21 protein-coding genes are annotated in these 22,558 nt (G+C 56.4%); 13 read left to right on the forward strand and 8 right to left on the reverse strand.

The annotated features are described in order from the left end of the window. Positions 1-75: 75 nt before the first annotated feature. The 4 genes from Q1K07_RS16915 to Q1K07_RS16930 form a co-directional block, all read right to left on the reverse strand. On the reverse strand, positions 76-1,230 hold the full coding sequence (locus Q1K07_RS16915) for a M20 aminoacylase family protein (RefSeq protein WP_300313616.1): 1,155 nt from the start codon (positions 1,228-1,230) through the stop codon (positions 76-78). A 74-nt stretch (positions 1,231-1,304) separates the two neighbouring features. Then, complete coding sequence (locus tag Q1K07_RS16920; RefSeq protein WP_300313618.1) at positions 1,305-2,603, reverse strand: DUF3100 domain-containing protein; 1,299 nt, start codon at positions 2,601-2,603, stop codon at positions 1,305-1,307. A gap of 194 nt (positions 2,604-2,797) precedes the next feature. Next, positions 2,798-3,679, reverse strand: coding sequence for an alpha/beta fold hydrolase (locus tag Q1K07_RS16925; protein ID WP_300313621.1), 882 nt, complete (start codon positions 3,677-3,679; stop codon positions 2,798-2,800). After that, entirely contained in the window at positions 3,676-4,512 is an 837-nt protein-coding gene (locus Q1K07_RS16930; protein WP_300313624.1) for an alpha/beta hydrolase, read from the reverse strand. Before Q1K07_RS16930 ends, Q1K07_RS16925 begins: the two co-directional genes overlap by 4 nt. Positions 4,513-5,114: 602 nt before the next feature. Here Q1K07_RS16930 and Q1K07_RS16935 point away from each other — a divergent pair. Together Q1K07_RS16935 and Q1K07_RS16940 are read left to right on the forward strand one after the other, a co-directional pair. Further along, positions 5,115-6,428 (forward strand): beta-propeller fold lactonase family protein, encoded by a 1,314-nt coding sequence (locus tag Q1K07_RS16935; RefSeq protein ID WP_300313627.1) that lies wholly within the window; start codon positions 5,115-5,117, stop codon positions 6,426-6,428. A gap of 474 nt (positions 6,429-6,902) precedes the next feature. Continuing rightward, on the forward strand, positions 6,903-7,319 hold the full coding sequence (locus Q1K07_RS16940; protein ID WP_300313631.1) for an NUDIX domain-containing protein: 417 nt from the start codon (positions 6,903-6,905) through the stop codon (positions 7,317-7,319). Here the strand turns inward: Q1K07_RS16940 and Q1K07_RS16945 are convergent. Continuing rightward, positions 7,292-8,014 (reverse strand): GNAT family N-acetyltransferase, encoded by a 723-nt coding sequence (locus Q1K07_RS16945; protein ID WP_300313633.1) that lies wholly within the window; start codon positions 8,012-8,014, stop codon positions 7,292-7,294. The two genes, Q1K07_RS16940 and Q1K07_RS16945, sit on opposite strands and share 28 nt — an antisense overlap. A gap of 89 nt (positions 8,015-8,103) precedes the next feature. On the opposite strand from Q1K07_RS16945, the gene Q1K07_RS16950 reads away from it, so the two are divergent. The 3 genes from Q1K07_RS16950 to Q1K07_RS16960 all read left to right on the forward strand — a co-directional run bounded on the left by Q1K07_RS16950 (position 8,104) and on the right by Q1K07_RS16960 (position 10,666). After that, a complete protein-coding gene (locus Q1K07_RS16950; protein WP_300313636.1) occupies positions 8,104-8,709 on the forward strand; it encodes a TetR/AcrR family transcriptional regulator in 606 nt (201 codons plus the stop codon). A gap of 195 nt (positions 8,710-8,904) precedes the next feature. Then, positions 8,905-9,933, forward strand: a complete 1,029-nt coding sequence (locus Q1K07_RS16955; RefSeq protein ID WP_300313638.1) for an NADP-dependent oxidoreductase — start codon at positions 8,905-8,907, stop codon at positions 9,931-9,933. Between the two features lie 55 nt (positions 9,934-9,988). Then, entirely contained in the window at positions 9,989-10,666 is a 678-nt protein-coding gene (locus Q1K07_RS16960) for a type 1 glutamine amidotransferase domain-containing protein (RefSeq protein ID WP_300313640.1), read from the forward strand. Between the two features lie 117 nt (positions 10,667-10,783). Here Q1K07_RS16960 and Q1K07_RS16965 read toward each other — a convergent pair whose 3' ends face one another. Further along, positions 10,784-11,494, reverse strand: a complete 711-nt coding sequence (locus tag Q1K07_RS16965; protein ID WP_300313642.1) for a glutathione S-transferase family protein — start codon at positions 11,492-11,494, stop codon at positions 10,784-10,786. Positions 11,495-11,671: 177 nt separating this feature from the next. Between Q1K07_RS16965 and Q1K07_RS16970 the strand changes: the two genes are divergently transcribed. Both Q1K07_RS16970 and Q1K07_RS16975 read left to right on the forward strand, forming a co-directional pair. Beyond that, positions 11,672-12,055, forward strand: a complete 384-nt coding sequence (locus Q1K07_RS16970) for a helix-turn-helix domain-containing protein (RefSeq protein ID WP_300313645.1) — start codon at positions 11,672-11,674, stop codon at positions 12,053-12,055. A gap of 42 nt (positions 12,056-12,097) precedes the next feature. Then, entirely contained in the window at positions 12,098-13,123 is a 1,026-nt protein-coding gene (locus Q1K07_RS16975; protein WP_300313648.1) for a MerR family transcriptional regulator, read from the forward strand. Positions 13,124-13,262: 139 nt separating this feature from the next. Here the strand turns inward: Q1K07_RS16975 and Q1K07_RS16980 are convergent, their stop codons facing one another. Next, a complete protein-coding gene (locus Q1K07_RS16980) occupies positions 13,263-14,252 on the reverse strand; it encodes an NADP-dependent oxidoreductase (protein ID WP_300313651.1) in 990 nt (329 codons plus the stop codon). 308 nt (positions 14,253-14,560) lie between these two features. Here Q1K07_RS16980 and Q1K07_RS16985 point away from each other — a divergent pair, with 308 nt between their 5' ends. Next, a complete protein-coding gene (locus tag Q1K07_RS16985; RefSeq protein ID WP_300313654.1) occupies positions 14,561-15,112 on the forward strand; it encodes an isochorismatase family protein in 552 nt (183 codons plus the stop codon). Between the two features lie 61 nt (positions 15,113-15,173). Here the strand turns inward: Q1K07_RS16985 and Q1K07_RS16990 are convergent, their stop codons facing one another. Continuing rightward, positions 15,174-16,049, reverse strand: a complete 876-nt coding sequence (locus Q1K07_RS16990) for a LysR family transcriptional regulator (RefSeq protein WP_300313656.1) — start codon at positions 16,047-16,049, stop codon at positions 15,174-15,176. Between the two features lie 103 nt (positions 16,050-16,152). Between Q1K07_RS16990 and Q1K07_RS16995 the strand changes: the two genes are divergently transcribed. The 5 genes from Q1K07_RS16995 (at position 16,153) to Q1K07_RS17015 (ending at position 22,530) form a co-directional block, all read left to right on the forward strand. Further along, positions 16,153-17,526: an MFS transporter gene (locus Q1K07_RS16995; RefSeq protein ID WP_300313659.1), complete on the forward strand. Its 1,374-nt coding sequence runs from the start codon at positions 16,153-16,155 to the stop codon at positions 17,524-17,526. Beyond that, positions 17,505-17,906: a hypothetical protein gene (locus tag Q1K07_RS17000; RefSeq protein WP_300313661.1), complete on the forward strand. Its 402-nt coding sequence runs from the start codon at positions 17,505-17,507 to the stop codon at positions 17,904-17,906. The genes Q1K07_RS16995 and Q1K07_RS17000 overlap by 22 nt, the downstream gene beginning before the upstream one ends. 500 nt (positions 17,907-18,406) lie before the next feature. After that, positions 18,407-19,246, forward strand: coding sequence for an MIP/aquaporin family protein (locus Q1K07_RS17005; RefSeq protein ID WP_300313664.1), 840 nt, complete (start codon positions 18,407-18,409; stop codon positions 19,244-19,246). 59 nt (positions 19,247-19,305) lie between these two features. Beyond that, positions 19,306-20,811, forward strand: a complete 1,506-nt coding sequence (glpK, locus tag Q1K07_RS17010) for a glycerol kinase GlpK (protein WP_300313666.1) — start codon at positions 19,306-19,308, stop codon at positions 20,809-20,811. A 3-nt stretch (positions 20,812-20,814) separates the two neighbouring features. After that, on the forward strand, positions 20,815-22,530 hold the full coding sequence (locus Q1K07_RS17015; protein ID WP_300313669.1) for an FAD-dependent oxidoreductase: 1,716 nt from the start codon (positions 20,815-20,817) through the stop codon (positions 22,528-22,530). Positions 22,531-22,558 lie beyond the last annotated feature (28 nt).

Genomic DNA, 22,558 nt, shown 5'->3' on the forward strand with positions numbered 1-22,558 from the left:
ATGGCAAGACCATGTCGTATGGGAACTACTGAATAAGTTGCTGTGTTTCCCCTGGTGAAAGGAAAGCCCGCCTGGTCAGGCCTGGCTGAGAAGTGTTCTCACCAGGGCGGTCCAGTACGTCACACCAATCGGCGACAGCTCATCATTGAAATCGTAATGCGGGTTATGCAGGGCGGCGCTGTCCTTGCCATTGCCCAACCAGATGTAGGCGCCGGGGCGCTGCTGCAGCATGAAGGCGAAGTCTTCCGATGCCATCGACGGCGGCAGGTCTCTGTGTACCTGGCGAATATCCGCCATCGCTTCCAGCACTTCGGCACAGCGGCTGGCATGAGCAGGCGTATTGAAGGTGGCCGGATAACGTGACTGGTAATCGATACTGGCCTCCAGGCCATGAAAGGACGCCATTGCTGCAATCGCCTGGCGAAAGCGTGCCTCGAGATAGTCACGTAGTTCGGGGTCGAAACAGCGCACGGTGCCACACAGCTCCACGCTTTCCGGCATGACATTGTAGGCATCCCCGGCATGGAACTGGGTTACGCTCATGACAGCAGTCTGATGGGCCGGTGTCTCGCGACTGACGATTCCTTGCAGTTGATTGACCAACTGACATGCCGCCAGCACCACATCCTTGCCCATATGCGGCATGGCGGCATGGCAGCCATGGCCGGTGATCTTGACCCGAAACACGTCGAACGCGGCCATTACCGCGGCATCATGCACCGCGGCCTCACCAACCTCCAGGCCAGGCCAGTTATGCATGCCATAGACAGCCTCCATCGGAAAGCGCTCGAAGAGCCCTTCCTCGACCATGACACGTCCACCACCTTCATTTTCCTCCGCCGGTTGGAAGATGAAGTAGACCCGGCCAGCAAAATCGGGATTCCTGGCCAATGTACAAGCGGCTCCCAGCAACATGGTGGTGTGTCCATCATGACCGCAGGCGTGCATCTTGCCCGGAATCCGGGAGGCATGAGCGACATCATTGGCTTCACTCACATCCAACGCATCGATATCGGCACGCAGCCCAATGGCACGGTTGCTGGCATGACGGCCATCGACCCAGGCCACCACGCCGGTACCACCGCCCAGCCCGGTGGCCATGTCGACCCCTTCGCCACTCAGGATCTCGATGATGCGCGCACTCGTGCGATGTTCTTCAAAGGCAGTTTCCGGATGACAATGAAAGTCACGACGCCATTCACGCAGCAGGTCCGGGGTGATCGTCGACATAGCGTTCTCTCTGTTTACGGTCGCATCAGTTGCAGTCATATCAGTTGCAGTTACATCTATGGCAGTCACTTCGGCTACAGAAGCGCCTGGGCCACGACAGCCGAGCCAATGAAGGTGCCGGTAAAGACCAGCAGAGACACGATGACCAGCTTCCAGCCGACCTGTCGGAACATGGTGAATTCCCGCGGTGACAGTGCCAGTCCGGCATAGGCAAGCACCGGAGTTACGATGGCAAGGAAGCTCACCGACTGCAGTTGTTCGATGATCCAGGCATTGCCAGGGAACCAGGGCAAGGTCACGACAATGCTGACCAGCGAGACCCAGGCCACACCCGGCAGATAGAAAGGAGCAAAGCGGGTGATGACCAGCCCCAGCATGGTCATGGCATAAAGGATCACCATCCCTGGCAGCGCCATCATCAGGGAGCCACCATTGATGGTATTGCTGATCCATCCGACCACACAGACCACCGCCATGACGATGGCAGTCTGACCGAGGTGGCGCTCGGGACGCTCCTCGTCACTGACCGTGGCAGCGAAATCCTGCTCGACGGTTGCCTTGGCACCGACGGAGCGTGCTGCCCGGTGCCCTGAACACCACTTGAAGATACGTTCGGCCATCGGCAGGGCAATGAACAGCGAGATATACAGCCCCGTTGCATAGGTCAGCAGGTTGCTTGCGCCGGCGAAGGCCAGCAACTCATCACGCAGTTCCGGCAAGGCTCCGGCAATGGCACCCGAACAGGCCGCCACCATACTGCCACTGCCCACTCCACAGGCCATCGCGAGGGCGCGGGGGTCAAAGATATCCAATGTCGTCAGATAACCTGCCAGCAAGGCAAACCAGAGTGTGCCGAACATGGTGCCCACGACGTAGACCCCCATGACACCGATACCTTCTGGCCCCTTGAGACCATACCTGTCGGAGATGATCGCAATGTTGGGTTCACGGGCAATGGAATAGGTGGCACCGATGGCTTCCCGCCCCATCTTCAACACCAGCACTGCAAATGGCATGGCCACCAGCATCGTGCCCAGGTTTCCCAATTCCTGCAGGATCAAGGCTGGGCCGGCACTGAGAATCTGCTCGATCGCCGGTCCGATCGTGGAACCGAAGCGGGCAATGAACGGCATGATCGATAGCAGAATGACAGGAGCCGCCGCTTCACTCAGCTTTACCGGCACCAGGCGAGATGTAGCCGAGAACAAGTGAGGGTTGAGCAGAAGCCCGATGATGAAGGCATAGAACAGTGGCAGCAGCAGTAAAGTACCGGGCCCGAGGGGGATCTTGATGATACCGATGGCTTCAGAGGTCAAGGCGGCAACCGCCACGATGCTGTGCAAGCGCCAATCGAGGAGCATGGAAAGTTTCATGAGAGTGCCCTGTTTTTGTAATGGCGACAACTGTTGTAATAGCGGCAACGACGGCTCTCCTTGCACAAAGGCAGAGCCATATCGTCACCACGAGTATCGAAGCAGGGCACGCTCTAATAAAAGGAGAATAATGTACTGTTTTTTAGACCAGGGGCTTTTGAGACACGGGCACAGGTATTTCTGCTCGGCCCGAATCAGATGCTGCCATGAGCCCCGACGATGGTTTCAGCGACCGCTTGCACATGGGCCGGAGAGGCATGCAGATGGTGCCCTCCTGCCAGCACATGACGTGTGAGATGCTGTACTGCAGCACGTCGCGCCTTGCCGCTTTCGCTCTCGCCAAGAATGCTACCCTCGGCGGCTTCGATCAGGGTCACCCTACATTCGATGGCCCCCAGCATGGCGGTGACCTGCTCCGACGTCAGATGCACCGGCGAAGGCCGCACCAGGCGAGGATCCGTGCGCAGCTGCATGCCACCCTCTTCAAGAACGACAAGGTTGCGCGCCACGATAGGGCGTACCGTATCCGCATCGACCTTGGTCACTCCTCCTGCAACGCGCGCCGCTACAGCACTTTCGAGATCGGCATAACGCGGAGAGCCAGTGCGCAGGCGACGATGCACACGCAGAGACCGGGCCAACTGCTGAGGGGTCTCTTCGGCCGGTGTGGTGAGCGCACCCAGCCCATCGATCAGCGTCATGCGCTCGATACGTTCCGGCATGGCCGAAGCCACCAGGCAAGACACCCCGGCCCCCATGGAATGGGCCAGCAGCGTGGCGCGCTCGATACCAAGCTCGTCGAGGACATCGAGCACATCGTGACAGTAATCCCACAGGGCGTAGTCATACTTGCCTGGCAGCCAGGCTGATTCACCGTGCCCGGAAAAGTCGATGGCCACGATGCGAATATCCAGGCGCTGGACCAGCATGGGGGCCAGCAGGGTGAAGCTGGCCGCGTTGTCGAGCCAGCCATGCAAAGCCAGCCAGGTCGGTGCATCCCGACGCCCCCAGGCAAGGCCGGCAATCCGTCCATCGGCCAGGGTGATAGCCTCAGGCGGCTGATCAACTACGCTCATGCACTTTCCTCTTTATCGACCAACAGCCGCTCGATCATCTCGACCAATGCCGCACGCGTGGCTTCAGGCTGTTCCATGGGGAACATGTGGCTACCGGGCACTTCCTTCAGAGGAATGCCGCGGCGCTTGAAGCGGCGCCGGCGTGATTTGTTCAGCAGGTCCGAATCCACCCCGGCAATCACCCCAACCGGCACCCACAATGCCTGCGGCAGGCTGTCGAGATGATGGGGAATATGGCGGAATACCTCTACCTCGATATCCGGGTCATACCGCAGCACCACACTGCCATCATCAAGATCCTGAGTCCCTCCGGCGATATAGTCATCCAGGGCATCCTCAGTAAAGTGGCGAAAGAGCCCCTTGCGCTGCAGGTGGGAGCGCATTTCCTCACGACTCTTCCATTGCCGTCTGCGGCCCAGTGTCTTGCCTGCAGGCGTGACTCGGTCGACCATGCCCAGTAGCTTGGCGGCCCGTATTGCCAGGGCATCAATCCCCAGCATCAGCGGAGGATCGAGCATGATCACAGCAGAAAAGCGCTGTGGGGCTTCACGCGCCGCCATTGCAGTGATCACTCCCCCCATGGAATGGCCCACACCGATCACCGGCCCCTCAATCTGCGCTAGCCCTTCCAGATATTCATCACGCAAGGCCAACCAGTTGTGTCCCACCGGAAAGTCCGGATGATGAGCAAGGCGATCCACCGGCTGGACACGAAAATGCTGCTTCAGCGGTTCAAGCAGGCTGCGGTAACTGCGTCCGGGAAAGCCATTGGCATGGGCGAACATCAGCGTCGGCAGGAGCGTCTTTGTCTGTGTTGTATTGGACTGAGTCATCAGGGCTCCTTGTTATATTGCCGCTTTACGTATGCGACCGGACCAGATGAAGGTGAGTAGAGACAGCAGCATAAGGAGATTACCATGTTGCACTCATTTACCACTGACAGACCACCCCTTCAGCGTCGAGAAAATACCATGACCACCAAACCCCCTCGCGACACTCGCATGCGCAATCGCATTTTCTTCATCACTGTGGCCGTTGCCATTGCGCTGGGCCTGTGGCTGAGCCGTTGATGCTTCAATGCTGAATGTATTGATTGAGCTGCCGCTGACGTGCGGCAGCCTTACCCATCATTCATTGCTATATATGACAGTCATGATGTGAATTTTGCTCCCCATATTGATCTCTCCTGTCCCCCAGCACCCTTGCCAGTTTCCCCAAGTCTTGGTCTGTTCTCTCTCCTGACCTGATGTTGCTGATACTTCCTTCCCCCTCATCGGCTAGCGTGTTTCAAGCAGGGCCAAGTTGGTACGGCAGAAATTTCATTCATCAGAAATGCCTGTGGATGTAAGGAAGTGCTGATCGCAAATACTAAATGCTCGCAATGCCAGGCCTGGTATCACTAAAAGCACTAAGAACGAAATAATCTGAGGAACGCATGAAGAAGACTTTGGTAGCAATGATGGTGTTGGCGTCATTCGATGTTCTGGCAAAGGATATTACTGGCGGAGTATATGTTGCCACCAACCATGCAAGTGAGAACTCTATTGTTGGCTATGTCCAGTATTCCGATGGAACCTTGTCGCGAGTAGGAGAATATGGAACAGGTGGCAAGGGAACGGGGTTTGTCGAACTTTTCGACCTTCCATACGATCCTGAATCTGGCCATACATTTTCTGATGGCATCGATCCACTGGCATCTGCCTATGGGCTTTGGCGCTCCTGGGACAACAAGAATGTATTGATTGCGAATGCCGGCGATGGAACCGTATCGTCCTTGAGAGTACAGGACGACTTATCCTTGGAATTGGTCAATGTGGTCGAAGCGGGTGATATAAAACCCAATGGTATTGCATCCTATGGAGAGCTTGTCTATGTCGTCAGCATGGGAAAGAAAGTAGAGGATCCCAGTGAAGGAAACATCAAAGGCTACAAGATAGATGAAAACGGGTACCTGACACCGATTCCCGACTCCGTAAGAGACTTGACCGGGCGCCCAGCCAGCGTCGAGTTTACTCCAGATGGAAAGTACCTGCTGGTAGTCGAGATAACGACAGGGGTCGTGCACTCTTATGCTGTCGGCAGTGATGGCCTACTGTCCGATGAGCCTGTATCGAGTATTGATTCACCGTTGGCACCCGACGGCAGGTTCTTCGCCCTGCCTATCGGCACAAAGCTCATCAGTGGCCAGGACGATAATAATATCTTGCTGGTGACAGAAACTCGCTTTATTGATAGCGAACACAACTTCAATCCTGTGTCCGCAGAACATAAGGAAAGATACCCATTCCTTCCGCTGTTCGAGGGACAAGCAGGATCAGTGACCTCGTACAACATTGATGCGAGCGGCCAACTGTCCATCATTTCACCAGATGTTATCGCCGGTAGCAGCTACTGGGATGGGCAGCAGGCAGTCTGCTGGGTGACAACGTCTCAAGATGGAAAATATGCGTGGACCACGAATCCGCTGACTTCAAGCATCTCGACCTACCAGGTAAATGAAGACGGTAGCATCGAGTTGAAAGAAGAAATCGCCTACCAGGACAATGATTTTAATGAGTATTACCTGGACATGGACTTGAGTGCAGACGGTAATTACGTAAATGTGATCAGTGGTAATACCGGGGTGACGTGGGTATTCAAGATCGATCATGATAGCGGCGAACTGAGCCTTGTCGATGGCTATGAAGGCAGTGCACCAGTCTACTCGTATGGATTGGTCACCATCCCATACACTGCGCTTGCAGAGTAGATTTAGAGGCTCAGGCGTTCAATTGATCGAGCAGAGCATCCCTTGATTGTCATCAGAGGATTTCTACGTCAGTTCGACCAAGCGTCATATCAAGCCCCAGCATCAATGAACAGCCCCGAGAGTTGAACACACAATCCAACTTTCGGGGTGTTTCCATGGGGAATCATGCCGCACTGTCTAAAGTCGTTGCATGGCTCGGCATTACAGCCTTCCATCCAATGGTCGTTTCACAGCGCAGCCAATCTGCTCTACTCGTCATGGTCTGAATAGAGAAGCTGTCACACATAGTATAAATATGGCCGCTGGACCTTAGAGGGAAACGATCATCAGCAGCCTGCTGGGAGTGGATGTCCATCCGTGCCGATCCATTTGTCATGAAGGCACGGAGGTTGATGCCGAGGGCAATGTAATACTTGAATACTCCTTAAGTGTTCAGATGCAGCATCAACAAGCCAACCACTACCAGAGGCCGTCATGTTTCCTGTATCCATAAAAGGTGTCTTGCTCTTACCGTCCAACAGGGTGGTATTGGCACTCAACGAGCGTAACGAATGGGAACTTCCAGGGGGACGCATAGAACTTGGAGAAACGCCGGAAGACTGCCTGGCGCGAGAGTTCCAGGAAGAAATCAGTATAGAAGTGTGTGTAGAGGATATTATCGATACTTACCTCTTTGAGGTCATTCCACACAAGCATGTCTTCATTGCCACTTACGGCTGTGCGCTGCTCGGCCAGTTCACTCCCCTGGTGAGCCATGAACACCAGATGATCGAAACTTTCCCTGTCGATGATCTGCCTGGAAACCTGCCTACCGGCTATGCAAGATCAATCCAGATATGGTGTGCCAGGCAAGGCGAGCAGATTCAGATTTCTTCTTTTGGTGGCGAATAGTAGCGATATCCCGCCACCTCCCGAAGCCCAAGACGCCGATACAGCGCTACCGCGGCTGTGTTCTCGCGACCAACGGCCAGCGCCAGCCTCGGCGTGCCCTGTTCGACGGCCCAAAGCGCTGCTTGGTGCATCATTCGGCTGGCCACCCCCCTGCGCTGACAGCCGGGCAGCACCTCGACGCAGTGCACCATTGCCACACCTTGCGCTATAGCGACGAAAGCGGCGCCTGCCGGGCATTCTTCCATTTGGCCGAGAATCGCGACCTTGGCGCCCTGCACTCTTTCCATCACCGCCTGGCGTTGTGGGCCGATATTTCCCGCCGCCCAGATGTCACGCTGGCACTCGGATGGCGGCCAGATGGAGGAAGCCATTCCTTGAGGTAATGCCAGAGTGGCCAATTCAGCGGTTGCGGTTTCCATGACCACGGTCGGGTTCTCACACTGAAACCCGCGAGCTTCGAGAGCCACAATTAGCCGTTGTTCGTCATCCACCACCCGAAAGAGTGGTACTTGTTGCCAGTGTTCGTGCACGGCGATGGCAGCACCAATGTCACTATCTTGCCAGTCACCTACCGCCCGGGCGGAACTGACACGCCCTCCGGCGCCAAGTCCACGCCCTACGCTGAACCCACCTGCATTGGCATATTCTGCGGCGGGCCATGTGGCTTCGCACGCTGCGGCCAGTGCTGTATCCATTCCGTTGGCTCCCTGATGCTCATAAAAGACCGGCTTTTATAGAAACCGGCTCGTAGACGACTGGTCTAATAATGAGTATGCTGCTGAACATGAAAACATCCCCCATCAACGAAATGCGCCAGCACATCCTCGATACTGCCCAGATTATCATCAGCGGCAAGGGGTTTTCGGCGGTTGGCCTGAATGAGATTCTTCAGGAAGCAGGCGTGCCCAAGGGCTCGTTCTACCATTACTTCGGCTCCAAGGAAGCCTTTGGTGAAGCTCTCCTGGAGGCGTATTTTTCCGCCTATCTGGACCAGCTCGAGGCATGTCTGACCCAACCTGGCGTATCTGGAGCCGAGTTGTTGATGGGCTACTGGATAAAATGGCGGGATACCCAGTCCGACTGTGACCCAAAGGGCAAATGTCTCGCCGTAAAACTGGCAGCGGAAGTCAGTGATCTGTCCGAATCCATGCGCAGTGTGCTGCAATGTGGTACCGATCAGGTGATTGCCCGGCTGGCACGGGCCATCGAAGCCGGTATGGCCGATGGCTCCCTATTGCACCAGAACAGTCCACAGGATACGGCGACTACGCTTTATCAGCTTTGGCTGGGGGCCAGCTTGCGCGCCAAGATCACTCGCGACCGCGAGCCCTTGGATACAGCGTTGAGAGCCACCCATGTGCTGCTGGGGCTGCCTTCTTCCACTGTCTAAACTTTCCACTATCTACCATTTCATTCTCTACGCCTTCTGCTCTGTGAAATTTCGACTTAGCGGAATGTGTTGTCCCTGAAGTTTTACTCTCTGTTTTTTTGCTCATTTTAATTTGCTCACTTTAATTTGTTCACTCTGTAGACGACTGGTCTACTCTTGAAATTCATCACGATGCTCACAACTCAAGGAGCTACCATGACACCCCCCAGCAATCGCCGAGTCGTCCTGAACTCACGCCCCAACGGAGCCCCCAAGCCAAGCGATTTTCGCCTTGAGCAGCAAGCGGTTCCAACACCTGGTGAAAGACAGGTACTGCTGCGCACGATCTACCTCTCCCTCGATCCTTACATGCGTGGACGCATGAGCGATGCCCCTTCCTACGCCCCTCCGGTAGAGCTCGGCGAAGTGATGGTCGGCGGTACGGTCAGCCGTGTGGAAGCGTCTCATCATCCCAAATTCAAGGTTGGCGACCTGGTCAACGGCAATAGCGGCTGGCAGGAATATGCGCTCTCGGATGGTTCTGATCTCATTCCACTCGACAGCAACATGCCGCAGCCATCGCTGGCCTTGAGCGCCTTGGGCATGCCCGGCTTCACGGCCTATCACGGCTTGCTGAACATTGGTCAGCCCCAGGTTGGCGAGACGGTCGTCGTGGCCTCAGCTACCGGCCCCGTCGGCGCAGTGGTGGGTCAGTTGGCCAAGCTAAAGGGAGCTCGTGCCGTAGGCATCGCCGGCGGTGCTGAAAAGTGTCGCTATGCAGTGGAAGAATTAGGCTTTGATGTGTGCCTTGATCACCGGGCCCCGGATTTCGCTGAGCAACTGACCACCGCCACTCCCGATGGCATCGACGTGTACTACGAAAATGTGGGGGGTGCCGTGTTCGAGGCCGTTCTACCCCTGCTCAATGTCGCAGCACGCATTCCCGTGTGCGGGCTGATTGCACACTACAACCAGACAGAGCTACCCGCAGGCCCGAACCGCGTTCCGCAACTGATGATGCAGATACTGGCCAAGCGCCTGCATATGCAGGGCTTCATCATTCTCGACCATTACGAAACGGGATTGGCCCCCTTCATGCGCGACATGAGCCAATGGTTGGCACAAGGCAAGGTCAAGCTGCGCGAATCGTTCATCAACGGACTGGAACAAGCGCCCCAAGGCTTTATCGACCTGCTTGAAGGCAAGCATTTCGGCAAGGTCGTCGTCCGCGTCGGTGAACCGTGAAGCTTGCGCACCAGCACATCAGACTTACACACCAGAGCATGCACAGAGGCATACCATGAACGTTCTCATTGTCCTGACATCCCATGACCAACTCGGTGATACCGGCGCAAAGACAGGATTCTGGCTCGAGGAGCTGGCAGCCCCCTACTATGCCTTTATCGATGCGGGTGCCAGTTTGACCCTGGCATCGCCCAAGGGTGGCCAACCTCCGCTCGACCCCAAGAGCAACGAGCCTGACGCTCAGACGGATACCACCCGTCGTTTCGAGGCCGACACCCAAGCCATGCAGGCCCTGGCCAACACCCACAAGCTAGCCGATGTCTCCATCGCGGATTTCGATGCGGTGTTCTATCCCGGCGGACATGGCCCATTGTGGGACCTTGCCGAAGACCACGACTCTATCATGCTGCTGGAAAGTGCCGACCGAGCAGGCAAGCCCATCGGAGCCGTCTGTCATGCCCCCGGTGTACTGCGCCATGTCAAAGGCAGCGATGGCAAGCCACTGGTTAGTGGCCGCTCCGTCACCGGCTTCGCCAACAGCGAGGAGGATGCCGTGGGCCTCACCCAGGTCGTCCCCTTCCTGGTGGAAGACATGCTCAAGCATCACGGCGGTCGCTATACCAAGGGCGACGATTGGCAGTCTCATGTCGAAGTGGACGGACTGCTGGTCACCGGCCAGAACCCCGCGTCTTCCGAGGCATCCGCCCTGGCCCTGCTGAAGCTCGTGTCTTGAGCATTCAGCCCTGCAGGTTCGTGCCGAACACCTCGTGGTGAAAGGATGAACATCATCTGACGCAACACAGCCCAGCGTGACATCACGCTGGGCTGTGTTGGTGCCACAACGGGCTTCTCAGGCTTGATGGCCGTATCGCTCGATCACCTCAGTCAGTGACACATGGCCAAGGCAGGCACCCGTTCCCTGGACACTCTCGCCGCTTTCCAATGCTGTCGCGTAGATCACGGCTGGCTCGGCTTCCAATCGCTGACGAAGTGTCGTTAGTTTCGGCCAGCGCGCCTTGTCGGCAACATCGAAGTACTCGAGCCAGCGGGCAACACCAATCAGCAGCGCATCCGCGAGTGTCGGGTGTTCGCCAATAAAAAAGGCATCCTCTCCAATCATGGCTTCGAGTTTGTCATGCCGCTCGATAACCCGCTCAATGCCTGATTTCCGCAGCATCGCCTGCATGGTGGGGTCTGGCACTTCCATCTCCAAAGCAATCCACAGAGGAGTGAATGCCCCTGTGAAGCCGCTGTTCACGAACCCCATCAACTGATGCATGCGATCAGCCTCCGCTGTCAACGGATCGAAACTGATACGCCGCTCGACGTCTCTGGCTTCTAGCCAGGCAGCAATCGCCATGGTTTCGCTCAGCACCCTGCCCTCATCAGTGATGAAAGCGGGTGTTTCATGGCGAGGGTTGATCCGCGCATAGGATGGATCACGCATTTCGCCCAGCATATCAACGCGGCACAGGCGGTAAGGCTGGCCTAGCCATTCCAGGGCAGCGACAAGCCCCATTGAGCTGCCCAAGGGGTAGCCGTAAAGTAGGATCGGTTCCATCGTCTATTCTCCAAGACACGAATGAGTCATGACGCTGCGCAGCTCGGTCCGATCCTACTCGCCTTCCCTGGCAAGTAAATTACGCACTTTTTGGTAACCATGATGGCAACGACGAGATTGTCGCTACGAGACTGCAACGACGAGATTGAACCAAGAGATTGAACTACGAGGCCTGCCATGAAAGATCTGGTTTCACGCTGCCCCATCGAAGAAGTGATGCAGGTCCTGAGCGGTCGCTGGCCCACCCTGCTGATCTATTACCTGAAGGAAGGCACGAAGCGCTTTGCCGACCTGCGCCGGGACAATCCCACCATTTCTCATAAAATGCTGACCATGGAGCTGCGCAAGCTTCAGGAAGCCGGCATCGTCGAACGCACCGAATTTGAGGGATATCCACTGCGTGTCGAATATGACCTGACAGCCGCCGGCCACCAACTGGTACCGCTGATCGATGCCTTGGGCCAATGGTGGGAAACGACCACAGGCGAAGATGAAGAAAGCGAGCCTTCCTCCAACATACAAAAAGCGTCCAACAGCACGCTTGACCCTCACGTAACGTGATCCTTCATGCTCCAGTCACGCATGAACGCAAGGAGATGAGGCATGTTGCTGCGCATTGGTGAACTGGCCAAACGCACGGGACTCACGGTCAGAACACTTCACCATTACGACGACATTGGTCTGCTCAAACCGTCCATGCGATCCGAGGCCGGCTATCGACTCTATCGACGTCAGGATATTGACCGCCTGCACCGCATTCAGGCGCTACAGTCCCTGGGTATGACATTGAGCGATATCGGCACCCTGCTCGACCAGCCATCGCCCCCCATGGCTACGGTGATCGAACGGCAGATTCACATGCTGGAACAGCAGATTGCTCACCGCCGTCTGCTGTGTGACCGGCTGCGAAACATGCACCGGCAGTTCGTGCACGGTGAAGAGCCTGCCATGGGCGATTGGCTGAAAACGCTGGAGTTGATGACCATGTACGACCGTTACTTCACCCCCGAAGAGTTGAATCGCCTGCAGCTCTATCAGGCCGATGCCGAGTGTGAGACACAATGGCAAAACCTGATAACACAGGCCGAAACATTGTTGAGCCACAACGCCTTGCCTTCCTCGACCGAGGCCCAGGAGCTAGCCAAGCGCTGGATGACGACACTGGAGCGCGATACGGACGGCGACCCTCGCCTGCTCGACAAGCTGAATGCCATGCATGCCAATGAACCTGGAGTCCAGAATCAGCTAGGCATTTCCACGCAAGTCGCGGACTTCGTGATGCAGGCACTTGCCTCGCACAAGCTGGCCATCTACCGGCAATACCTGTCGGAAGACGAGTTCCAGCTCATGAGCGAGAACTATCCACAGTGCATGCATGAATGGCCCCCCTTGATGGCCCAGCTCCGCCAACTGGTGGAAGATCAAACACCTCCTGAGGCACCTGCTGCCCAGCAATTGGCAGGAGCATGGCTGGCATTATTGCGAAGGTTTGCCGGTGACAATCTCGAAACACACGCGAGGATTCGCCAGGCCAACGAACAGGAGCCAGAACTGAAGAAAAACACATGGATGAACGAGCCCATGCAGGAATATCTGACCCAAGCCGTGACGCACTTGATGGAGCGCTGACGCTGACCCTTGGGTTCGCAGGATGACCGATGCGTGATATCCATGCATCCCATTCGTTTGGAGCTTCCTGCTTGTCTGCCCTGGCCCGAAGCCGGATCCTCGGCATGGCCTGGTGCAGGCAGGCGGGAGCACCGGTTCATCACTCCAGCTTCAAGGCAAGTTTCCCCAGATAGTGCTCACCAAGGGCTCGATGAGCGTCTACCGCCTGCTCGAGTGAAAATGTGCGAGCAACGTGCACTTCGAATGGACCGGACTCGATCAGGCGATTGAGCTTTTCGAATACCGCACGTCCCGCTTCATCACCGACATACTCCTTGATCTCCACACCGGGCCGAGCCTGAGGCGCTGGACTCACTCCACGTGCATAGGCAGCGCGCCCGCCGTTACGCAATGCCTCAAGCGTACGCTGGGCGACTTCCCCGCCAGCAGTGAGCAATGCTGCATCCAGGCCCTCCGGCGCAAACTCGCGTGCCGCTGCAACCACATCATCCTTGCGTCCATTCACTACCGTATCGGCTCCCAGACGAGTGGCCAACGCCACGCCATCCTCACCCGAAGCGACCGCGAACACACGCACTCCCATCCGCTTTGCCAACTGCAACGCCAGGTGCCCGAGACCACCACCAGCACCAAAGATCAACAGTGACTCTCCCTTCTTGAGTTGCAGCGTATCATCGAGCCCCAGAAGTGCAGTGATCGCGTCTACCGGCATCGCTCCAGCCTGCTCTATGCTCAAGTTAGCCGGAACAGGAGAGACGAAGCCCTCCTTTACCGCAACATACTCGGCATAGAATCCACCTTTGGGGTTGATGTGCCGGTCGGCATAGACACGATCCCCTGGCTTGAATCGCGTGACATCGCTTCCCGCCATGGCGACGATACCTGCCCCGTCAAAACCAATGACATAGGGAAATCTCGGCTCACTGCCATGCCGCTCACGAAAGAGCTCGGCAAAAGCCCCTTCCCGCTCCCATTGATCCCATACCCCCACGCCAACAGATTCCACTCGAATCAGAATCTCATCTGGGCCCGGCTCAGGCACGGGAACCGTCTGTAGTGCCATCTCGTCGATGCCGCCAAAGCGATTGACCGCAACCGCTCTCATGGTGTCAGGAATGCTCTGTGCCATAGCCTTACTCTCCTTTGAGTCCTGTTGCAGAACTCCAAGGTAGCCGGCCCCACTCTCATCCGGTAGATGAACCAGATGCATATGACTATGCCGATTTATGGATAGATAGGAGCAACATTACCACCGGGGATCTTCGACATGGGCCATGCGCCTTGGCCCATCCAGCATCTGAAACCGGTGATACTATGACTTCGCCCAACCTCATCACAGCGCCAACGAACAAAGCAAAGAACGGTCGTGGTCATCAATACCCTGGCTCACTTTCTCAGCCACTCGGCTAGACGAATCAGCTTCTCTGGAGATAAAGGATGCATGCAATCAGTGCGGAAGCCAGCGTTCTGGTACTGGTGGATTATCAGGCACGCTTGATGCCCGCCATTCACGAGGCGGCAAAAGTGTCGGCCGTGGCCGGCCTCCTTGCTCGGGCAGCACAGATACTTGGCATTCCGGTACTGGGAACGGAGCAGAACCCATCTCGGCTTGGACCGAACATCGCCTCGCTGAAGTCCGAATGTACCCACACTCTCGCCAAGACGCACTTTGACGCCTGCGCGGACGGGCTGCTCGAGGCACTGGAAGAAGCCGGCAAGGAAGGTGATCAGGTGGTCATTGCTGGTTGCGAGGCACATGTGTGCATGCTGCAGACAGCGCTGGGCCTGCTCCGAGCACACAAACAAGTGTGGGTGGTAACCAATGCCAGTGGCTCTCGTCGCCCCGAGGACCATGCAGCTGCCATGAACCGCCTCGAACAGGCTGGAGCGACCATCGTGACCCACGAAATGGTGCTGTTCGAATGGCTGCATGACTGCAAGCATCCTCACTTCCGCGAGGTGCTGGAACTCATCAAGACAGCAGACTGACGAGAAAGCGCCAGGATAAACACGACAGCGCCACCGCCGTCGCAGTTCTGTATCGGCTGATCTATATCTTCAGGTTTTGTATCAGGAAGTCGATGAACACCCGGCACTTCAGGCGCACTCGGTGATCCCCGGGAAAGACGACGCTGATATCCTGCCGAGGCAAGGACCAGTCCGGAAACAAGCGCACGAGGTGTCCTTGGGCAAGGTCTTCCCGCACCATCCATTCAGGCAGAATCGCAATCCCCATACCCGAACGGGCCATGACCTTCGTAGAGGACGCTGCATTGCTGTGGAAGCGTGCAACAGCGCGCAACTCGAAATTCGGCTGATGGCTTTTGCGTAATGTCCACTGCGTGGGTGTTGGCAGATTGGTGTTCGCAATCCATGTAGCTGAATTCAAATCTTCCAGCAGCTTAATTGGGTTGTCTTCCAACCACTGAGGGGAAGCCACCATCACGATTTCATAACTCGCCAGCTTACGACCTTTCAAAGAAGAATCACGCAATGTTCCTAGACGAATGGCCAGATCTATTCGTTCATTGACGAGGTTGTTCAGGGAAGAGTCAGCATAATAGCTGACATTGAGGTCAGGGTGCTCTTTGCAAAACTTGCCTACCAGAGGTAGAACAAAATTCTCGCCGAATTCTGCTGTGGAAGTGATCCTCAATTCACCGCTTAGTGAGCGATGAATATTCGCAACATTTTCCAGCGATGCCTCTATATTGGCAAATATTTCTTTAAAGTCATGATAAAGCGCCTCTCCGGATTCCGTCAGGGAAATCCCTCTGGAATTGCGAATAAGCAAGGGAACGCCCAGCGCCTCCTCCAGTGACTTTACATGAATACTCACCATCGCCTTGCTAATGAAAAGCCGTTCTGCTGCACGAGTGAATGATCCGCTATCCACCACAGATAAAAAGGCCTGAATGCGATTCAAATGATTATGCATCGGATGTTAATAATAAGTAAACGATACGTTTAAAGTAATTGAGTCGACGCTTTCGGTCAAGCCACATTAGACTTCACGCCGGAGGCCTAAAATGACATATCGTTATCGTATTGCTTTGATTTTCTTGCTCGGTTTTTTTATCGACTGCATCAACATCTTCATGTCGGCAATTGCTTTTCCGGATATTGCCCATGAACTGCAGATTTCTGAATCCAGCATCACCTGGGTAGCCAATAGCTATATTCTTGGACTCACTCTCATCATTCCTGTCAGCAACTGGCTGGCCGGTCTTCTTGGGGAGCGTCTGACCCTCATGGCATCCATGCTGGTTTTTTCATTGGGTGCCCTTTTTTCTGGACTATCCGATCACTTTTCCTTACTCGTGCTCTCCCGCTTTATTCAAGGGCTTGGTGGTGGACTGCTGATCCCTGTTGGTCAGGCACTTACCCTTAACCTGTTCAAGAAGCACGAGCGAGCGAAAATCTCCACGTTGGTCATGACAGTAGCGTTGATTGCACCAGCCTTTTCTCCCAGTGTCGGAGGCGCCATTGTCGATCACTTTTCCTGGCGCTGGGTATTTCTGAGCAATATTCCGCTTAGCCTTGTGGCTGCTGTTCTAGCATTGCTCTGGATCAGGCCAGGAAAGAGCATCGTTCGACGCCCGGATATAAAGGGGCTGCTACTGGTCAGCCTGTCGCTTGCAGCACTACTGCTTGGACTGTCTCTGTATGCCGACTCTGCTACTAAAAGCATGCCTATTGGACTCGTCATATTGGGGGCTTTCTGCGCCCACCTCTATTGGCGACATTACCGTAACAAGCAAGATCCGATTCTCGATTTAAGTCTGCTTAACAACGCCCGGATGCGCCTCTCGGTCATCATTTATCACGCCATTCCCGGTATTTTTACCGGCGTGAATCTATTGAACATCTTTTATCTTCAGACAGTACTGAAATGGTCAGCCGGACAATCAGGGCTGCTGATGGTGCTTTATGCCGGGACTTCCTTCTTTGCCATACTGGCTTGTGGACGGCTTTACAACCGCACCGGAGCCATGCCGCTGTTTGTCACCGGACTGGTGCTGCATGCTCTGGGCATTGCCCTACTTTCACTGCTTGATCCGACCCGCAACACCTCTCTGCCATTGCTGGTCGCCGCTTATCTGCTGATGGGTGCTGGTGGCGGAATTGGCGCGAACACCGCACAAACCACGGCCATGCTGGATTTCGACAATGAGAAGCTCGCTCGAGCCAGTACCATCTGGAATCTCAATCGCCAGATATCGTTCAGTGTCGGGGCGGCAATTGCCACCTTTATCTTCAACCTGCTGCAACAGCAGACCACGACGCTGTCGGCCTACCACGTCACCTTTCTGGTGGCAGCCTCGCTGGGGTTACTCCCCTTGCTCAACCTTTCTCAGCTCAGCAGACATCAGGAGCCCTCATGCAGTCCCAAAAGGAGTTGATCGCATACCGCAGTGTGATGGAAATCCATCAATGGATCGAAGACGTCTTCACCGGCAGCTCCGAGCATGCCACCTCCCTGGAGAAGCTTCTCGCCAGCTTCAGCGAAGACTTCACCATGGTGACAATAAGGGGCCAGGTGGTGGACTTTTCCCTGACCAGGGAGCTGTTCCACAACAACGCCGGGCGTCGCCCGGAGCTGCGCATTGTCATTGATGAATACAAGATGCTGCTCGATGCTCCTCATGGCGTGGTGTGCCGATACCGGGAAACGCATCACGATGCCGGAGAAGTCCTGACACGCTGGTCAGTGGTGATGATGGAGCTGGATCAGGACAAGCCGCGTTGGCGCTATCTCCACGAAACGAAAATAGCTGAGTGAATCACGATACCGATGCGCCTGCGACAGCCCATTCCACAGCGATGTCGCAGGCCTTCTGCAGTCCCTGTTTCAACCCCTGTTTCAACCCCTGTTTCCCCCCTCTGTTTCAACCCTGACTTCAACCCACTCGACTCATGTCGAGCCTTGCATCGCGGCAGGCACGGGCCTTGGCGTAGACGCTCCGGCAGATCAGGGTTGGCGATGAATGGTCTCCCGAAACCGATCAGGTCAACCCAGCGATCGCCCAGAGGCGCCCAGCTCAGGTTCAAAATAGAACACGATGATCACTATTGATCAAAACAACACATGATCTCTTTCGTTTTTCATCATCAATCACTACATAGACAAAAGTATAAAAACAAGAAAATTAAATTAAAATCAAACGAATGCCCTCGTTTCACCAGGTCTTTTTTCATCAGGTGTTGAAATGTTCGTTATCGCACATTAGGTTTCTATTCCGAACTTTCAGAATATCCAACACTGACAAGAAAAGGCCCCTCATGACCCCCTTCATCGGCGAGATACTTGGCACCATGATTCTCATCATCTTCGGCGGCGGCGTTGTCGCCGGAGTTGTTCTGAAGCGTTCGAAGGCCGAGGCGAGCGGCTGGATCGTCATTTCCTTTGGCTGGGGCCTCGGGGTTGCCATGGCGATCTATGCAGTGGGCCAGTTCAGCGGCGCCCACCTCAATCCTGCGATCACCATCGGCCTGGCAGTGATCGGAGAATTTCCCTGGGCCAAGGTCCCGGTCTATTTGCTGGGCCAGATGATGGGAGCCTTCATTGGCGCAGTCGTGGTCTGGTTGCATTACTACCCACACTGGGAGGCCACCGAAGACCAGGGAGCCAAGCTGGCCGTGTTCTGCACTGATCCCGCCATCCCTCACACGCCAGCGAACCTGATGAGCGAAATCATCGGCAGCTTCATTCTGGTACTGGGTGTACTCGCCATTGGCGCCAACGACTTTACCGAAGGCCTCAACCCGCTGATCGTCGGCCTGCTGATCCTCGCCATTGGCCTGTCACTGGGCGGCACCACCGGCTATGCCATCAACCCCGCTCGCGACCTGGGCCCACGCCTGGCGCACTTCTTCCTTCCGATTGCCGGCAAGGGCAGCTCCAACTGGAAATATGCCTGGATTCCCGTCGTCGGACCGCTGATCGGGGGTATCGCAGGAGCCCTCTTCTATCGCCACGTGTTCGTTGATGGCAATCCACTGGCGTTATTGGCAGGACTGGTCGTGCTCGTGATGTGCCTGGCCGTCAGTGTCATGACCGAAAAACGCGACTCAAGCAAACACGACTCGAGCCGTAGAACCGCCCTGAAGCACAACGGATGATGACGGCTTCGAAGCCCAACCTTCGCGGTCATCAAGCGACTTTTCCGAGGAACCGTTCCATGCAACAACAGTACATTCTGTCATTCGACCAGGGCACCACCAGCTGCCGTGCCATCCTCTTCGACCGTGATGCTCAGATCGTGGGCATCGCTCAGAAGGAGTTCAACCAGCACTACCCGACGCCTGGCTGGGTCGAGCACGATGCCATGGAAATCTGGGGCAGCCAGATGGGCGTGGCCCGTGAAGTCCTTGAAACACAAGGGATCAAGCCTTCCGAAGTCGCCGCCATTGGCATTACCAACCAGCGTGAAACGACCGTGGTCTGGGACCGACACACCGGCAAGCCGGTATACAACGCCATCGTCTGGCAGGATCGGCGCACCGCCTCCCTGTGTGATGAGCTCAGGGCTCGCGGCCTGGAAGACTATATTCGCGAGACGACGGGCCTGGTGGCAGATGCCTACTTCTCGGGCACCAAGATTCGCTGGATTCTCGACAATGTCGAGGGTGCTCGGGAGCGGGCAGAACGTGGCGATCTGTTGTTTGGCACCATGGACACCTGGCTGGTGTGGAACCTGACTCGCGGCGAGCGCCATGTGACGGATTACAGCAATGCCTCACGCACCATGCTCTACAACATCCGCACCCTGGAATGGGATGCACGCATGCTCGACGAGCTGGGCATCCCGTCCACCATGCTACCGGAGGTTCGTCCCTCCAGCGAAGTCTACGGCACCACCGATGCCGAGATGTTCGGAGGCGCCCAGATGCCCATTGCCGGTATCGCCGGTGACCAGCAGTCCGCCCTGTTCGGCCAGGCCTGCTTCGAAGAAGGCATGGTCAAGAATACCTACGGTACAGGCTGCTTCCTGCTGATGAACACGGGGGAAACCCCGGTGCCTTCCACGTCCGGCCTGCTCACCACGATCGCCTGGGGAATGGATGGCAAGGTGGAGTATGCCCTGGAAGGCGCCATCTTCATCGCTGGCGCAGCCGTACAGTGGCTGCGCGACGAGCTCAAGCTCATCGATTCGGCGGAAGACTCGGAATACTTCGCCAGCAAGGTCGAGGACACCGGCGGTGTCTACGTGGTTCCGGCCTTCGCCGGTCTGGGCGCTCCTTACTGGGACATGTATGCCCGCGGCGCCATCTTCGGCATCACCCGTGGCACGCGTAAGGAGCACATCGCCCGGGCCACGCTGGAGTCCCTGGCCTACCAGACTCGAGACATCATCGACGCCATGCAGGCGGACTCGGTCATTCCGCTGAAATCGCTGCGTGTCGATGGAGGCGCTGTGGCCAACAACGTCATGATGCAGTTCCAGGCCGATATGCTCGGAGTCAACGTGGATCGTCCTCAAGTGACAGAAACCACCGCGCTGGGCGCTGCATACCTGGCGGGCATCGCCGTGGGTCTGTGGACCAAGGAAGAAATCATCGACAAGGGCAAGCTGGAATGCACCTTCGAGCCACACATGGATGCCACACAACGCGAGCGCAAGTACAAGGGCTGGAAGAAGGCCGTGCGGCGCACCATGGAGTGGGAGCTGGAGGACATGGAGTAACTTATGCAACTGCGCAACAGCAATATTCGCAAGCTGAGCGGCGAGACATTCGATGTCCTGGTCATCGGCGGCGGCATCAATGGCGCCTCTGCAGCAGCGGCCCTGGCCGGCAAGGGTGTCAGGGTAGGACTGATCGACCGAGGTGATTTCGCCGGCAGTACCAGCATGCACTCCTCCAATCTGGTGTGGGGAGGCATCAAGTACATGGAAAGCCACGATTTCGCCTTGGTCCGTAAGCTGTGCAAGAGCCGCAACCACCTGATCAAGAGCTTCCCCTCCACCGTCCAGGAGATCCGTTTCCTGACCACCATCGCCGAGGGCTTTCGCTACCCGCCACGCTATCTATGGGCGGGTACCTGGCTCTACTGGCTGATGGGCAATGGCTTCACGCGCCTGCCACGCTTCCTGAAACCATCGGCCATCAAGAAAGAAGAAGTGATCATCGATACCCGCGAAGCCATCGGTGGTTTCGAGTACTCCGATGCCTACCTGCATGACAATGATGCACGCTTCGTTTTCAACTTCGTGCGTACCGCGCTGAATCATGGCGCCGTGGCCGCCAACTATGTCGAGTCGCTGGGTGCGCGTCGTGAAAACGGTGCCTGGGTCGTCCAGGCTCGCGATGTCATGCGCGGAGATCGCGGTGATGAAAGAAGCGGTGATGCAAGAAACCACGATGAAGCCAACTTCGAGATTCGTGCCAAGGTACTGATCAATGCCGCCGGCCCATGGGTCGATCAGCACAATGCCCTGACCGGACAACAGACCCAGCACCATCATGCCTATTCCAAGGGCATTCACCTGATCGTGCCGCGCCTGACCGACAGCCAGCGCGTGCTGGCCTTCTTCGCCGATGACGGCCGACTGTTCTTCGTGATTCCCATGGGGCAACGCACCTGCATCGGGACGACCGACACCCGCGTGGAAAGCCCTGAAGTCGATGTCACTGATGAAGATATCGCCTTCGTCCTGGACAACATCAACAAGCGCCTGTGCCTGGACAAGCCGCTCGAGAAAAGCGACATCATCTCGACTCGCTGCGGTGTCCGCCCTCTCGCCATCAAGGCCAGCAATGGCAACGACCGCGACTTCCTGCAGCTTTCACGCAAGCACGCCATTGATACTGACAGCGGCACCGCTCACATCAGTATCTTCGGCGGCAAGCTGACCGACTGCCTGAATGTGGGAGAAGAGATTGTCGATGAGGTGAAACAACTGGGAGTGACGATCCCGCATCCTCACTATCGCTGGTATGGCGAGCCTCCCGAAGCGGTCAAGAAAGCCTTCCTGCATCAGGCCAGGCTGATGAACCTCGATGCCATGACCTCACCGGAATCCAGCGAACCACTGACGACTCGTCTGTGGCGCCGCTATGGAGCCCAGGCCATGGATATGCTCGAGGCCATTCGAGAGGACCCGCGTCAGGGCGAGTTGTTGATCGAAGGCACCGAATACCTGCGTTGCGAGCTATACCAGGCCCAACGCCGCGAAATGATCACACGGCTCGAAGACTTCCTGCGTCGTCGTTCGAAGATCTCCCTGGTGGCGACCGACGAGCAGATTCGCCAATCCCCCGGGCTGATGGAAGCCTGCCGAATACTGTTCGGCGACCAGGCCCAGGAACGTTTCGATGAATATTTTGCTGGCTTGCCGGACACGTCCTCTGAAGCACCGAGTACTACCGAGGAAAGCGATAGCCTTGCATATTCAGCGTCCTGAAAAGAAAGCTGGCAGCTAGGAGGGCCAG

Source organism: Halomonas sp., assembly GCF_029263665.1.
Lineage (GTDB): Bacteria > Pseudomonadota > Gammaproteobacteria > Pseudomonadales > Halomonadaceae > Halomonas.